Annotated in this window: 10 protein-coding genes; 5 read left to right on the forward strand and 5 right to left on the reverse strand. The window is 57.3% G+C overall.

All coding sequences use genetic code 11. The features are described from left to right. Positions 1 to 47 precede the first annotated feature (47 nt). The 3 genes from guaD to ACHUE7_RS09255 form a co-directional block, all read right to left on the reverse strand. Positions 48 to 1,394: a guanine deaminase gene (gene guaD / locus ACHUE7_RS09245; protein WP_394169711.1), complete on the reverse strand. Its 1,347-nt coding sequence runs from the start codon at positions 1,392 to 1,394 to the stop codon at positions 48 to 50. A 221-nt stretch (positions 1,395 to 1,615) separates the two neighbouring features. After that, positions 1,616 to 2,308, reverse strand: a complete 693-nt coding sequence (locus tag ACHUE7_RS09250; protein ID WP_213678275.1) for a sensor histidine kinase — start codon at positions 2,306 to 2,308, stop codon at positions 1,616 to 1,618. Continuing rightward, positions 2,292 to 3,944: a response regulator gene (locus tag ACHUE7_RS09255; RefSeq protein ID WP_394169712.1), complete on the reverse strand. Its 1,653-nt coding sequence runs from the start codon at positions 3,942 to 3,944 to the stop codon at positions 2,292 to 2,294. The genes ACHUE7_RS09250 and ACHUE7_RS09255 overlap by 17 nt, the downstream gene beginning before the upstream one ends. A gap of 283 nt (positions 3,945 to 4,227) precedes the next feature. Here ACHUE7_RS09255 and ACHUE7_RS09260 point away from each other — a divergent pair, with 283 nt between their 5' ends. The 4 genes from ACHUE7_RS09260 to fabB all read left to right on the forward strand — a co-directional run bounded on the left by ACHUE7_RS09260 (position 4,228) and on the right by fabB (position 9,459). After that, positions 4,228 to 5,712, forward strand: coding sequence for a tetratricopeptide repeat protein (locus tag ACHUE7_RS09260; RefSeq protein ID WP_394169713.1), 1,485 nt, complete (start codon positions 4,228 to 4,230; stop codon positions 5,710 to 5,712). A gap of 11 nt (positions 5,713 to 5,723) precedes the next feature. After that, positions 5,724 to 7,445 carry a FecR family protein gene (locus ACHUE7_RS09265; RefSeq protein ID WP_394169714.1) on the forward strand — a complete coding sequence of 574 codons (1,722 nt, stop codon included), beginning with the start codon at positions 5,724 to 5,726 and terminating at the stop codon, positions 7,443 to 7,445. A 272-nt stretch (positions 7,446 to 7,717) separates the two neighbouring features. Beyond that, a complete protein-coding gene (fabA, locus tag ACHUE7_RS09270; protein WP_028669714.1) occupies positions 7,718 to 8,239 on the forward strand; it encodes a bifunctional 3-hydroxydecanoyl-ACP dehydratase/trans-2-decenoyl-ACP isomerase in 522 nt (173 codons plus the stop codon). Between the two features lie 2 nt (positions 8,240 to 8,241). Then, positions 8,242 to 9,459, forward strand: a complete 1,218-nt coding sequence (fabB, locus tag ACHUE7_RS09275; RefSeq protein WP_394169715.1) for a beta-ketoacyl-ACP synthase I — start codon at positions 8,242 to 8,244, stop codon at positions 9,457 to 9,459. A 568-nt stretch (positions 9,460 to 10,027) separates the two neighbouring features. Here the strand turns inward: fabB and galU are convergent. Then, complete coding sequence (gene galU / locus ACHUE7_RS09280) at positions 10,028 to 10,870, reverse strand: UTP--glucose-1-phosphate uridylyltransferase GalU (RefSeq protein WP_394169716.1); 843 nt, start codon at positions 10,868 to 10,870, stop codon at positions 10,028 to 10,030. 333 nt (positions 10,871 to 11,203) lie between these two features. Here galU and ACHUE7_RS09285 point away from each other — a divergent pair, with 333 nt between their 5' ends. Beyond that, on the forward strand, positions 11,204 to 12,949 hold the full coding sequence (locus ACHUE7_RS09285) for a sugar phosphorylase (protein WP_394169717.1): 1,746 nt from the start codon (positions 11,204 to 11,206) through the stop codon (positions 12,947 to 12,949). Between the two features lie 155 nt (positions 12,950 to 13,104). Here ACHUE7_RS09285 and ACHUE7_RS09290 read toward each other — a convergent pair whose 3' ends face one another. Continuing rightward, complete coding sequence (locus ACHUE7_RS09290; RefSeq protein ID WP_394169718.1) at positions 13,105 to 13,710, reverse strand: LysE family translocator; 606 nt, start codon at positions 13,708 to 13,710, stop codon at positions 13,105 to 13,107. Positions 13,711 to 13,735: the final 25 nt, after the last annotated feature.

The raw sequence follows: 13,735 nt of genomic DNA on the forward strand, positions 1-13,735 counted from the left end.
GTACATTTCGAGCTTAAGCGGCTTCCCAGTTCAATGCAACTGGCTGGCTAGGCGCTGAAGCGCAGTTCCCCGGCGACCCAGGTAGCGCGCGTCAGACGTTCATCGCCCAGAATCAGGGTCGCGAACAGGGCTTCATCGAGCGATGTTGCTTGCGCCAGTCGCGCGCTGAGGTTGACGCTGCGGTTCGGGTCGAGCACGAACAGATCCGCCATTTTACCGCTGTCCAGGGTGCCGATGTCAGCCTGCAGGTGCAGCGCCCGGGCATTGCCCGAGGTCATCTGGTACCACAGCTGGTTGGCCGTCAGTTTGTAGCCCTTCAACTGACCGACTTTATAGGCTTCAGCGGCCGAGACCAGTTGCGACAACGAGGTGCCACCGCCGACATCACTGGCCAGGCCCAGCACAACGCCTTCCTGTTCGGCCCGGGCGAAATCGAAGAGGCCACTGCCCAGAAAGGTATTGGAGGTCGGGCAAACGGCAATGCGCGTCTGGTGCTCGCGCAGGGCAGTCCATTCGCGGTCGGTCAGGTGCAGCCCGTGTGCCAGCACAGCCCGGTCGTGCAGCAGACCATAGTGTTCATAGACATCCACATAGTCTCTGGCTTTCGGAAACAGTGATTGCACCCAACTGACTTCATCCGGGTTTTCGGACACGTGGGTTTGCATGTACAGCCCGGCGGCCTCGCTGTGCAAGGCACCCGCTCGCTCCAGTTGTGCTTCGGTCGAGGTTGGCGCGAAGCGGGGAGTGATGGCGTAGTGCAGGCGGTCGGTGCCGTGCCAGCGATGAATCAGCCGGGCGCTGGCATCAAACCCGCTGTCAGCGGTGTCGCTGAGGTAATCCGGGCAATTTCGGTCCATCAGTACCTTGCCGGCAATCAGAGCCATGCGGCGCTCGCGGGCTGCTTCGAACAGGGCATCGGTGCCCGCCTCATGCACGGTGCCAAACACCATGGCGGTGGTGGTGCCATGCGCCAGCAGCGCATCCAGAAAGACATCGCTTTGCTGACGGGCGACCAACGGGTCTTCAAAGCGGCGCTCGGCCGGAAAGGTGTAGCGGTTCAGCCAGTCGAGCAGTTGCTCACCCCAGCTGGCCATCACTGGCATTTGGGCGGCGTGGACATGGGTGTCGATCAGGCCAGGCAGAATCCAGGCGTCGCCATAGTCTTCAACGCGGGCAAAGGCCTGTTGCGCCACTGGCAATTCCGCGGCGGGGCCTTGCCAGGCAATACGCCCCTGATGGATCACCAGTGCGGCGTTCGGGCACTGGCGAATCGTATCGGGCTCGGGAAAATCGATGCTGTGACCGAGTATCAGGGTTGCCCGGGCAAGCTGCTCGGGTGTCAGGCTGGCCGACACATCAGGTGCCGGTGAGGTGTTCTGTTCGGGGCTGGTCATGGCGAGTCACGGGTAGTTCATACAGGAAGACTGTACCAAAGCTGACCGAAAGGTCAACTAGGAGCCTGTCGGACATAGGGGGATCGAAGCGAGGGAGTGGGACGGCGAGACCAAATGTCTGCAAATTTCGAGTGCATAGTGGGCCTATGTGCTCGAAATTTGCAGACATCTGGGCCGACGTCCTGCTTCCGTAGCCGATTCATCCTAAGTCCGACAGGCTCCTAGGGCAGCCACAAGGTGAACACAGCACCGCCATGTTCTGGATGGTTGGTCAGTTTGATGTAGCCTTCGGCGTCTCCCTGGCGATGCAATTGAGCGATCTGCTGGCAAAAGTACAGCCCGAGGCCGGTGCTGCCATTCTGAAAACTGAGTTCGCCCTGGTTTGGGGTTTCACTCATGAAGTTCATCATTTTCGCGGGATAGCCTTCGCCGTTGTCGGTGAGGGTAATGCACAGCCCACCGTCCGCCATGAAGGCCCGGAAATCGAGTCGGTCTTTGGTGTAACGAATGCTGTTGGTCAGAATATTGGCCAGTACACCTTCGATCAGTACCGGGTCGATGACCCAGGCGATGTCCGGGTCTTCCAGTTCGATTCCCAGATGAATGCCCAGTGATGCCAGCGTTTGCTGGTAACGGGAGGTCGCATCGTGAATGACGTCTTCAATCAACACCTCATCGAAATCGGGCCGGAAAGTGTCGGTGTTCATGCGATACAAGCCGAGCATGTGCACCAGATCGTTGTTGATACGCCCTGCTTCCAGTCGCAGCCGGTTCAATTTCAGCGTACTTTCCGGCTCGCGCTCGTGAATGCTGTCGATCACTTCACGCAGTTCGTTATCGATCAGGCTGAGGGCATTTTTCACATCATGGACGGTGGCGGCCATGATGGTGTGCATATCAACTGGGTTGCTCATGTTTCACCTTGGAATGCAGCGCAATGACTTTGTCTCGAATGCTGGTATAGCGCTCGTACTGATAGTGGTCGGCGGGCAGATAATCCAACCGGTTGACGATATCGAGACAGCGATCAAGCTGTGACAGAGACACACGGGTCTGCCCCATCAGCAGCAAACTCGACTGAACGAAATTCAGAATAATGCCCGGGTGGCGGGGCGAGAATTTGAGGGCATCTTCAAACAGCTTGGTCGCTGCCTGGTAGTCCTTGTGCTTGTACAATTCGATGCCTTCGGTGTTCACCTTGTGGGCATGACGCCGGGCTTCCTGGGTGATGGGTTCGGCCTGCAGCTGGTTCAGCCGTTTTACAAAGTTACCAGACTCTTTATGGTACTGACGCAATTCCTCGACCAGGGCGTCGGCTTCTTTCGACAGCCCTTTTTCATAAAGAATGTCGACGATATCCAGTGCGCTGTCTTCGCCGAGGTCACCCATTTGCTCCCGCGCCGCCTCGGCGATCGATTCCAGAAACACCCGGTCGGTTGACTCGGCATCGCCAGCATCAGCCAGGTAAGCCCGATAAGCTTTACTGAACAGTTCGGTATCCGGTTCATCCGGGTATTGCTTGATCAGTTTTTTCAGCAGCGACTGGGCATCCTTCTGCAACCGGCGCTTGAGGGCTTCGTCATCCAGGCTTTGCAGTTGTGTTCGGGTTGAGCGCAGCACATCTTTATACCCTCGGGACGATTCATGCATGGTGCCATCCGCCAGGCTGACGATTTCCTTATAGGCCCGGGTGGCGGCAACATGATCGCCGTTATCGCTGGCCAGCCCGGCGAAAACACGTTGGCGGGCAATGTTTCGCGGCGATCGAACCAGTGCCTGTGACAGGGTTTCCTGTGCCTTTTCGGGCTGCTTGATCTGCATTTGCACGTCAGCCAACAGGTCGTAGGCTTCGACCATGTTGGGCTGCAGCATGATCAGCGTTTTCAGGCCGCGCTCTGCGGCTTCGAGTTTGCCTTCCTGAACATCGATCCGGTGGCGTTCCAGTCGCGCCCAGGGCAGGTCCCGTTTGTCGAGCAGAGCTTGCAGAAAATGCGCGGCTTCGGTCAACTGGCCCTGGTGGTAGAGCGCTTCAACATATTTTCGTTGCGCCCAGCCCCGGTATCTCGGTTTGGTTTCCATCACCTCCCGCGCTGCCTTGGCCAGCGCCGGGTAATCTTTTTTATCCAGCGCCTGATTGATCGGCCCCAGCGCCGACTGTCGATCCAGCCAGCGGTCCAGCCGATTCTGCAGGGTATCCATGGCGAAGGGTTTGGCCAGGTAGTCATCGGGCTGAAATTCGAGGGCGCCCATCACAAAATCGCGCGAGGTTTCGGCGGTGATCATCACAAACACGGTCTGGTAAGACAGCCACCCCCGGGTGCGCCACTCTTCCAGTAGCTGAGACCCGTTTTTGCTTTTTCCAAGATTGTAGTCGCAGAGAATGACATCGAACGTCTGATCACGAACGCTTTTGGTTGCCTCTGCTCCATTGGACGCCTCGGAGACATGGCTGACCCCCAGGGAGTTCAGCATGCCCTTGACCGACTTGCGCACATTGGAAAAATCGTCAATCAGCAAAAACTTTTTGTTCAAAGACTGGTTCAGTTCCAAATCACTGTTTCCTGTCGGTTTCAAATTGCCTGGGAGCCTCGGGTTTCCAACAGACCCCAAATCAACTAACGACGGTGTCGTTTTGACCTCTGTTCAACTACCCCACTGCCCTCAGCGTAGCCCCAATTTCGCTTTTTTGCCCGGGTCAGACTGCCAGAACGATGACGTTTGGGGCTATACTGTCACCACTTTCGGTCAATTAGAAATTTCGGCCGGGTTTACGCACACCGCTAGCGCCAGCGGCGGTGTAAAACCAACAGATTCACGGCGGAACCGCTGCATTATGACTGTTGCTGCATTGTCCGAGTACCGGGTTTACACCCGACGACTGTTTACCCCTATTTTCCGGCTTAGCCTTGGCCTGCTCACTGCCCTGACGCTGACGACAGCCTTCGCCGAATCTGATTCGTCCGATTCTGCTGACCCGGCAGCGCCTCAATCGACGCAAAACAGTGAACCCGGTGCAGAACCAACGGCACCTTTATCGGCCGACAATGCCGACGAAGACACCGCCCTGGCAAAGTTCATTGCCATGGTCGACGCGCAAGACTGGCCCAACGCCCGGGTGATGGGCAGCGAGATACGAGACCGTTTCGAGGGCACCCCGCGGTTTGATCTCTACTACGCCCGCGTGCTGATTCAGGAAGGCCGGGCGCAGGAGGCCATTTTCGCACTGGAGCGGGTGCTGGCCTTCGCACCCGAGCGGCACAGAGTGCGGCTCGACCTGGCGCGAGCCTATTTCATCAATAACAATCTGGAACGGAGCCGAACGGAGTTTGAGCGGGTTCGGGCCACCAACCCACCGGTCAATGTCCGTAATAACATCAACGATTTTCTGGCGCGAATCGATGCCGCCCAGCGGGCCCAGATCCAGCAATTTCAGATGTTTGCCGGGCTTGATGTGGGGTACGACACCAACATCAACGGCGGCGCAACGCTCGATGAGCGTTTGGCCCCCAACCTGCTGGGCCTGACGAACCTGAGCGAGTCGTCGAAAGCCATCGACAGTAGTTTTGGGCGATTTCGAATGGGCAGCACCTGGGTGCGACCTACTCACCTCCGGGCGGCCAACATTTATAGCCTGCAGGGCTTTACCACCCTCTATCCCGGCAACAGTGGCTACAACCAATTGGGCCTGAACGGCCAATGGCGGTACCAGAGTAACACTGACCGGTCGCGTCAGACGGTAGCCGTCAATGCCGGACAGCTGTGGCTGGATAACACTCCCTGGCAATTCAGTCTCAACCTGAGCGGCGAAGCGACCTACCCGGTTTGGGAGACTGTATGGATGGGGCCGGTAGCATCGACCAACATGGCCTTTGCCCAGCAGGATGGCCGCCGCAACAGTGTTCGGGATGCACTCGGTCTGGTTGCCACTGTGCAGGATGCGCCTCGCCGTCACCGCGTTAGCAGTCAGTATGTTCAATACAGCCGGGCTGGAACCGATAACGGCTACAGCGAATGGCGCGGGCTGGCACAACGCTATCAGCTCGACTGGCGCTGGCCGAACCGGTTGACGTCGACCCTGGTGCTGGAACACCAGTGGCACCGGTATCAGGCCGACGACCGTCTTTTTGTGGAACAAGGCACGACCAATAACAAGCGACGCTCTGATCAGCTGTTGTCGTTCGATGCCAGCCTGACCTGGGTTCCCGAGCCCTGGCTGACCAGCCGCAGCGGCCTGCGCTACGACTGGCTCGACAGCAACATCAATGCCTACAGCCGGGATCAGTGGGTGATTAGCCAGTCCCTGACCCTGACGTTTTAGGAGCCCTGACCATGCCAACATTACACCTGTTTCACCACGCGGGCCTGGCTCGATCAACGCAGTTATTGCTGAGCCTTGTTTTAATGCTGCCGCTTATCGCGCTGGCCTCGGCTGGCAAGGTGGTCATCGCCCAGGGTGAGGTTTATGCCCTCGACGCCAATAACGAACAGCGCACCCTGGCACGGCGCTCCGATGTAAACGAGGGCGATACCCTGATAACCGGTGCCGATGGCCGTTTGCAGATTCGCTTCAACGACAACGCGGTGCTGGCCCTGAGTCCGGATTCGCAGTTGAGAATCAGTGAATACCACAGTCGCGATGCCGGCAACGACCAGGAGCAGGTATTGATGGACCTGCTCGCCGGCGGCTTTCGCACCATCACCGGCAGCATTGGCAGCACTGATCGCGATGCATACCAGGTACGCACCCCCAACGCCAGTATTGGTATACGCGGTACCCACTATGAGGCTGTTCTGGCCGAATCCAGCCTGTTGCTGGGCGTTTATGACGGCGGCATTGTCGTCAGCAACGAAAACGGCCGTCTCAATGTGGGTATGGGTGGCAACTTTCTGTTTGCGGAGGTCGGCCCAGCCAGCGCGCCGCGGGGGTTGCTGGAGCCACCTGCCCGCTTAAATCAGTCGCGTGTACCGGGGACAGGCCAACCCGGCCAACCGGCACCGGACGATGAGCCGGAAGCAAACCTTGAGGATGACGATGAAGGTGGCCTCTCACTGGAAGAGGCCTTTGCCGGCGATGAACCGCCGCCGACCATCCCTCAGTTAACGGACGAGCAACAGGCTCAATTGCTGGCATTGCTGTCGGAGCTCGACGATGAACTGACCGACCTGGGTGAAAAGGCTGAAAACCAGCCCATAACAGCGGATGTCCGGCTGACAGAGGCACAGCAAATAGAACTGGCCAACGACCCCGACAAAGGCTTTATCGTGCTGACCGACAGTGACGGCGATGCCGTGCACTTCGTGTACCGGGTTGACGGCGAGAACGGCCCGGTGTTTGTCAATTACGAGGGTGAAACCCTCGCCGAGCTGGACACGGGTTATGTGTCGCCCGACCGGGTTTACAAAGGGCCAACGCAGACCGATCCGCAAAGCCTGGTCACGCTCGAACGTGACGATCAGACGGTTGAATGGGGTATCTGGAACGCCAGCCCCAACGATCCGGCGACCTTGCTTGAGAGCAGCACCTCGCTGTCAGAATCGAGCCTGGATACCACACCCTTCTTTTATGTGTTTGCCGAACCGGCGGATCTGACCACGCTGACCGGCACCCGAAACCTGACCCTCTGTTCGAGCATGGATTGCATCAATGTCTCAGCATCTAACGGCGAGACACTCTCAAGTGCCGACGGCTATATGGATGTGAGTCTGGACGACCTAACCACCTCGGCGGGCATGAATTTGAACATGTCGGACGGCTCCCAGTGGAGCCTGTATTTCAGTGGTGAGGTTAAAAACTCGCTGCTGAATACCAATGATTTGTTTATCGACTATGGCCAGGGAGAGCAGGACGTAAGCAGCTACAACCCGGGCGATCAGTCTCCGCAGGCGACAGACCTGACCGGGGAGTTCCAGGGCCTGTTTATCAACAGCGAAAGCCAGGGGCTGGAGTTTGTGGGTGGCTTTGGCGTCTCAAGCGCTGAAGCCGACCAGTCGATTTCGGGGGTCTTTCTGATGTCCGGGTCGGGCAGTGAAGCGGACATAACCGCGCAATAACCTTTCCTGACCAGGCAGTCAGAGACTGCCTGTTAGGGAGTCACCCCTGCGCCCGCCTTCACTCACTTTTTCCCGCACAGCATGGAATAGCCAGGGGTATTCCAGTATTGTCGGTCAACAGACAACGCAGATGGCACCGCAGCGCCACAAAAATAACATCGGGTAGGTGCTAAACTAACCCCCGACACGCTGAACAGTGCCGCCATGCGACCCATATTCTTAAAAACGTTACACTCAACTCATTACTTTCAACTACACGGAATCCGACAGTTATGACAGATCGCCCCTCCTCCCTAGACAAAGCGGACCTGATCGAATGCGGTTACGGACGCATGTTCGGGCCGGGTAATGCCCAGCTGCCGGTCGATAACATGCTGATGATGGACCGCATTGCCCTGATCACCGATGAAGGTGGCCAGTACGGCAAAGGCGAAATCATTGCCGAACTCGACATCAACCCGGACCTCTGGTTCTTCCAGTGCCACTTCCCCGGAGACCCGGTCATGCCTGGCTGCCTGGGCCTGGATGCCATGTGGCAGTTGGTCGGCTTCTTCCTCGGCTGGCGCGGCAATGCCGGTAGAGGCCGTGCCCTGGGCGTTGGCGAACTGACCTTCAAGGGCCAGATCATGCCGGATGCCAAGAAAGTCGTGTACAAGCTGAACATCAAGCGTGTTATGGAATCCCGCCTGGTCATGGGCATTGCCGATGGCGTGGTTGAATGCGACGGCAAACCCATCTACTTTGCCAAGGACCTGAAAGTCGGTCTGTTCAAACCTGAACAAATGGGAGCCTGATCGTGAGAAGAGTCGTAGTTACCGGCCTTGGCATTGTCTCTTGCCTGGGCAACGATGCCGAGACCGTCACCGAGAGCCTGCGTGACGGCAAATCGGGCATTCGTTTCAACCAGACATACGCCGATATGGGCATGCGCAGCCACGTCAGCGGCACGCCCGACATCAACCTGGCAGATCACATTGACCGCAAAGCCATCCGTTTTATGGGCAAGGCCGCAGGCTATGCCTACATTTCAATGGATCAGGCCATCAAAGATTCGGGCCTGACACCCGAGCAGGTCTCGAACATCCGTACCGGCCTGATCGCCGGTTCCGGCGGTGCCGATTCCGACAGCCAGACCGAGGCGGCCGATATTCTGCGTGAAAAAGGTCTGAAACGAGTTGGCCCCTATCGCGTGACCCAAACCATGGGTTCTACGGTATCAGCCTGCCTGGCCACCCCGTTCCAGATCAAAGGCGTGAACTATTCCATCACTTCAGCCTGTTCCACCAGCGCTCACTGCATTGGTAACGCGGCAGAGCTGATTCAACTGGGCAAGCAGGACATCGTTTTCGCTGGCGGCGGTGAAGCCGAGCACTGGACCATGAGCTGTTTGTTCGACGCCATGGGTGCCCTCTCAACCCAATACAATGATGAACCGGAACGCGCCAGCCGCGCTTACGACGCCAACCGTGATGGTTTTGTCATCGCCGGTGGCGGCGGCATGTTAGTGCTCGAAGAGCTGGAACACGCCAAGGCCCGCGGTGCCAAAATCTACGCGGAAGTCGTCGGCTATGGCGCCACCAGCGATGGCTACAACATGGTCGCACCAAGTGGCGAAGGCGCAGTGCGCTGCATGCAAATGGCGATGAGCACGGTCGATGGCGACATCGATTACATCAACGCCCACGGCACCTCGACGCCTGCCGGTGATGTCACCGAACTGAAAGCCGTACGCACCGTCTTCGGCGATGCGATGCCGCCAGTCGCCTCAACCAAGTCACTCTCCGGTCACAGCCTCGGCGCTGCCGGCGTGCAGGAAGCCATCTACTCCCTGCTGATGATGCAAAACAACTTCATCGCCGCCAGCAAAAACGTTGAAAACCTGGATCCGGAAGCCGGCGATGCCAACGTCGTCACCGAACGCAAAGACAACGTCACCCTGAACCGGGTTATGTCGAACAGCTTCGGTTTCGGTGGCACCAACGCGACTCTGGTGATGCAGCGGTATCAGGGCTAGATTCGTTGCCCATTCGGCTGGGTTTGCTTGGTTGCCAGGAGCTCGTGACAGCAACCGGGTAGGCCTGGCCGGGGTCGACGTGAACCCGTCCATGGGGCCCAGATCGCAGCGTCCCTGCTGAGAACTTCCCCGGACAGGCCTGCCCGGCCACTGGCACTTGGTACGTCGGGTAAATACAGTTCAAGAAGCACTGACAAGATACTAAAAAGGTCGCCTAATTGAGCGACCTTTTTTATGTCTATGCATCTAACCTAGGGAGCCTCTGAACAACTCCCCCAGGGCTCTGCGCGAGCTAAAACGTTTTGGCCAAGTGGGCGGCACCCCGACGCGCTTCGCAGCGCAATGGCCGTAGCCCTTGTCAAGAAGTGCAACGCCGGGGCAGGACGTTTTGGCCGCGCCCTGCGGGTGGTGCGGCATTCCGACTTTCCGAGGAACGTAGCCACCGCGTTGGACTCATTTGAAAGGTCTAGACATTCCTGCATGAGTCCGCCTTGTGGCAACGTCCCTCGGATAAGCCAGAGCCCCGGGGGAGTTATTCAGAGGCTCCCTAACTATTAAAACCAAAAACTCAGTTCAAATTGCCCTTCTTATACAACTCTTCAAAGCAATAATTCGTCGCTTCAACAAAGCCTTCAACCGAGCCACAGTCAAACCGGGTACCTTTGAACCGGTAGGCCATCACAACGCCATCCTGTGCCTGGGTCATCAATGCGTCGGTCAACTGAATTTCATTGTTCTTGCCCGGGGGTGTGTCACGCAGAATGTCGAAAATATCCGGCGTTAAAATGTAGCGACCGATGACGGCCAGGTTGCTGGGGGCGTCTTCTTTCTTGGGTTTTTCGACCATGCTTTTCACGCGGTAGAGACCGTCTTTCATCTCTTCGCCTTCGATGACACCGTATTTGTGAATCTCGTCTTCCGGTACTTCCATCACCGCGACAATGGAACAGCGGAATTGTTTGAAGACTTTGACCATTTGCGCCATAACGTTGTCGCCATCGGCTTCCGGTATACACAGATCATCAGCAAGTACGACGCCAAAAGGTTCGCTACCAATCAGGGTTTCGCCCGCCAGAATGGCGTGACCGAGGCCCTTCATTTCTTTCTGGCGGGTGAAGGAGAAAACGCCTTCGTGCATGACATGGCGAATGGAGGTCAGGTATTTTTCCTTGTCGGAGCCGCTGATCTGGTGTTCCAACTCATAGGAAATATCGAAGTGGTCGGCAATGGCGCGTTTGCCCCGTCCGGTTACAAAGCCAATTTCAAACAAGCCGGATTCGATGGACTCTTCCACCCCGTATTGCACCAGGGGTTTGTTGACGATGGGCAGCATTTCTTTGGGGAGGGCTTTGGTGGCCGGTAGAAACCGGGTGCCATAGCCACCCACGGGAAACAAACATTTGCGGATCATGTTACGTCCTCTTCCAGTGTGTTTAGCGCCACTGAGCTGACCGGTTCGGCCTGGCCTGACTCAGCGAGTCTGTGTTCAGTCTTGCAATTCCCTGACCAGTAACATTTTTGGCGCGACCTTTGCGATGCAAAACAACAAGGTCACCCTCTCCACAGCCCTTAACTGGCGGGAGCGGTGCCCGGGTCAGCCAAAGGGAACGGCCAGCCCTTAAATCGACCATCATTCTGCACCAAAATGGTCGGTAGCACCAATGCGGTGCATGCCGGCTCAAGCCGTGCCAAACTCAGGCTGAATTGTGACGCATAAGTATAACCGCGAACAAGAGGACGCATTATGACAAGCCAGGACGGTTCACTGGACCGGTTGAAAATCTCAGCCCATACGCGGCTGGCTCGGTTGTATGGTGCCCACCGTGCGGAAGCGATAACCGACCAGTTGATGGGCCTGGTACAGCGCTACCAGCCCGTCATTTACCATCATACCCGGGACCCCGGGCTGGATGAAACGGATACCCTGCTGATCACCTATGGTGATGCCATTCGCCAGCGCGAAGAACCTGGGCTAATGCAGCTGGAGCGGTTTCTGGAAGACTTCTACCCCGATCTCATCACCAATATCCATTTACTGCCCTTTTACCCTTTCAGCTCGGATGACGGCTTTTCCGTTATCGATTTCAAACAGGTTCGGCCCAGCGTCGGCCAATGGGACCACATTGATGCCCTGGCTCGACGCTTTGGGATCATGTTCGATCTGGTACTGAACCACTGCTCGCGCGAGAACCTCTGGTTCATCGAGTACATTCAGAACCAGGAACCCGGCTGCAATTACTTCATCGAGATGGACCCGCAAACCGATGTCTCCGAGGTGGTTCGACCGCGTTCCAGCCCCTTGTTGGCCCCCATCCATACGCACCGGGGTACGCGCCATGTCTGGGCGACGTTCAGTGAAGACCAGATCGACCTGAACTACAGCAACCCAGATGTGTTGCTGGCGATGATGGATATCTTTCTGTTCTATCTGTCGAAGGGCGCCCGCCTGGTTAGGCTCGATGCAGTGGCGTTTCTATGGAAGGAACTCGGTACCTCATGCATTCATCTGCCGCAGACCCACGAAGTGGTCAAACTCATGCGGGATCTGGTCGACGCTATTGCGCCCTGGGTGGAACTGGTGACCGAAACCAATGTGCCCCACCAGGAAAACCTGTCGTACTTTGGCCAAGGCGACGAAGCCGCCATGGTCTATCAGTTCGCCCTGCCCCCACTGATTCTCTACACCCTGAACCGGGGCAATGCCGACCTGCTCACCAACTGGGCGCTGACACTCGCCCCGCCACCGGAGGGCGGCACTTATCTGAACTTCACCGCCAGCCACGACGGTGTGGGTCTGCGAGCACTGGAGGGTATTCTGCCGCCTTATGAAATCCAGAGCCTGTTAGACTGCATGCACCAGTTCGGTGGCTACGTCAGCATGAAAGCCAACCCCCGCGGGCCGGACAGCCCCTATGAAATCAACATCAGTTATTTCGATGCACTCAGGGGAACCCGAACCGGGCCCGATCAATGGCAGATCGAACGCTTTCTGTGTTCCCAGACACTGATGATGACGCTTCAGGGTGTGCCAGCTTTCTACCTGCAATCTCTGATCGCCACGCCCAACGACATTGCCGGCGTCGAGCGCACCGGCCGGTTGCGTTCCATTAACCGCAAAATCTGGGACTGGGGACCACTAGCCGAAGCCATGAAAGATGCACGGCATCCGTCCCACCTGGTCAGCCAGGAGCTGGCGCACCGGCTTCGTCTGCGCAAAGGCAGTAAGGCGTTCCACCCGGCCAGCCGACAGCGGGTACAGGATCTGGGGTCAAATTTGTTCGTGGTGATACGCGACAGTGAACAACAGCGGGTGTACGGCGTTTTTAACGTCACGTCAGTCACCCAAACGCTGGCACTGATGCGACTGGTCCCCAAAAATGATGACTATCAATACCAGGACCTGATCAGTGAGGCGACATACAACGAAGAAGATGATTTGGTATTGCAGCCCTATCAGTGCCTTTGGCTGGTTGCCACTAACAAGTCATAAAAAAATCCTCGCACGACGAGGGAGGGTATCGCCAGCGAGGATTGGGCAACTTAGCCGCTCAAGTTTCGGAGTTCGGGGCGGCGGGTGCCATTGGTCCGCGACAGCTACCGCTTATCATCTCAGCGACCTCCGAAACTTAAGTTACATAAAAAACATCACATCAAAATAAAAACCACACACAGGGCAGTCAGAATGCCCAGCACCAGATTGAACATCCGCAGCCGGGCCGGCTCTTCCAGCCAACGGCGTAACTGAGAGCCAAGCACCGCCCAGACGCAACTGCAGGGGTAGGTCATCAGCGCGAACATAAAAGCCACCGTCAACGCACTCGGCCAATAAGCATCGCCCGGCAAGCTGAAGGCGGCTATGCCGGTAATCGCCATAGCCCAGGCTTTGGGGTTCACGACCTGAAACAGCGCAGCATGCCACCAGCGCATTGGGCGGGCCTCGCCGTCTACCCGGGCCATGCCTCCCGCCGTGGCAATGTTCCAGGCGAGCCACAACAGGTAGATCGACCCAATAATCTTCAGCGCCAAATGCAGTTGCGGCACCGCCAGCAAGAGCGCGCCTATGCCACTGGCGACCACTAAATTGAGCGTCAGAAACCCGATGCAAATACCGGTAATGTGCGGCATGGTGCGGCGCAAGCCGAAGTTCATGCCGGAGGCCGTTACCATTAATACATTGGGCCCCGGTGTTATCGTTGTGCTGAAGGTGTAAACCACGATCGGAAGTAAAAACCCGAGGGTTAAAGCGTCCATTTAGTCAGGCCTCTCAGGCTGCAAC

The organism is Saccharospirillum alexandrii (assembly GCF_043641555.1).
Taxonomy (GTDB): domain Bacteria; phylum Pseudomonadota; class Gammaproteobacteria; order Pseudomonadales; family Natronospirillaceae; genus Saccharospirillum; species Saccharospirillum alexandrii_A.